The 1,906-nt window shown below is 44.6% G+C and carries 1 protein-coding gene; it reads right to left on the bottom strand.

Annotated elements, in window-relative coordinates; genetic code table 11:
- Positions 1-1,906 (bottom strand): condensation domain-containing protein (locus BUB71_RS18715; protein WP_245815732.1); only part of this gene is annotated, 1,906 nt, incomplete at both ends.

Consider the following 1,906-nt stretch of genomic DNA (forward strand, 5'->3'; position numbering starts at 1 on the left):
GTCATGCTTCTCCCTTGATCGACCAGTGCGATCGACTGAGGAGTCTGCTCCACCTGTCTCTCCCATCGCTCGACTAATGTTTGATGGCTGCTTCCAATTTGTTGCCCTCCATCAGCATAAGCCAATAGCTGCTTCTCTTCATCAACAGTGAGGCAGGAATATTCATGTAAGGATCGATCAGGAGCAGCGACGATCTGAGTCAACAATTGCTGATAATGAGCAGCCATTCGAGCAATTGTCTCTTCCTTGAACAGATGGCTGGCATATTCAATGGCAAATGTGATCTGTTCGGCATCCACTGCTGTCCAAGTTAAATCAAACTTGGTTGTTCGGCTTTCCCACTCATAAGGAGAAGCCGCTAATCCTGGTAGTGTATCCTCACTTTGTTCAAGATTTTGCAATACAAAAAGGGTATCGAAAAGCGGATTTCTGCTTTGATCATGTTGTAAGCCCATCTTTGCCAATAGTTCCTCAATTGGGTAATCACGATGCTGATAATCTTCCCATAACTGCTTACTCACTTCTTTTAATAAAGCCAAATAGGAACCTTCTGCTTGCAAATGAACACGTAGTGGCAAGGTGTTAACAAACATACCTACTATCTGTTCCATCTCTAACTGCGAACGCCCCGCTTGTGGTGATCCTACCAAAAGCTCTTCCTGCCCTGTCTCCTTCATCAAAAGCAAAACATATCCTGCCAATAATACTGCATAAAGGGTAGATCCTTGCTGCTTTGCAAACTGTTTTAATGATTGGCTCAAGCCTATTGGCAAAGACCATGAATAAACATTTCCGGTAAATTGTTGCACCGCAGGTCGCGGAGCATCTGTTGGCAGTTCTAACATAGGGATTTCCCCTGATAATTTCTCTGACCAATACTTCTCATGTTCTACAAACCCTTCTTTTGCTTGACGGTTCATTTGCCAATATGCATAGTCCTTATATTGCAATGACAGTTCAGGCAACGATTCACCACGATACAATGCGACGAATTCCTTCCACAGCAGATTGACCGATTGCCCATCGGCAATGAGATGGTGAAAATCAAGTAACAGAAGGTATTTCTGTTTGGGAAAGCAATAGACAGCCGCGCGAAATAACGGCGCGTTTTCCAGGACGAATGGACGGATGGCTGCTTGTAGCTCCTTCTCTACTCCTTCTGGATGCCTCAAATGATGCACTTTTAGCTGGAAAGTGACCCTTGGATGAATTTGTTGTACAAGCTGTCCTTCTACAAATTGAAATGAAGTCCGAAGTGCTTCATGCCGCTCAACTAATGTCTGCAAAGCCACTTCTAAACGTGCCAGATCAAGAGAGCCATACAGCCATTGGACAAGTGGAATATGGTAAGCTGTACCCGCAAAATCATGTAAGACATAGAGACGTTTCTGCGCTGAGGTGACTGGATATACCTCTTGACGAGGTGCTGCTGTTATCTCTATCTCTTTTTCCTGTTGATTTTGTTGTAGAAAACGGCAAATTCCAGCGATTGTCGAGTCTGTAAAAATAACCTGAAGTGGCACTTCAATCTGATATTCATTGCGAATTCGCGCTAATAGGCGAATCGCCGTTAATGAATGACCACCCATCTCAAAGAAATGATCTGTCACACCAATCGGTGAAAGCTGTAACACTTCCTCCCAGATTTGTACCAGTCGTTGTTCATCCTCAGTTCGTGGTGCAATATACTGCCTCTCTACCCGATCTGATCTGGTAGGCGCCGGTAATGCACGACGATCTACTTTTCCATTTGGTGTGAGGGGCAATTCATCTAATACCACCCAATCAACAGGAATCATATAGTCAGGCAGTTGTTCCAATAGATCGGCTCGTAGCTCCTGTAGGGTGATCGCTTCATCTAAATTTGCCCAAACCAGATAAGCGGCAAGTGCTGTCTGCTCTCCTT

This window comes from Seinonella peptonophila, from assembly GCF_900129355.1.
GTDB lineage: Bacteria > Bacillota > Bacilli > Thermoactinomycetales > Thermoactinomycetaceae > Seinonella > Seinonella peptonophila.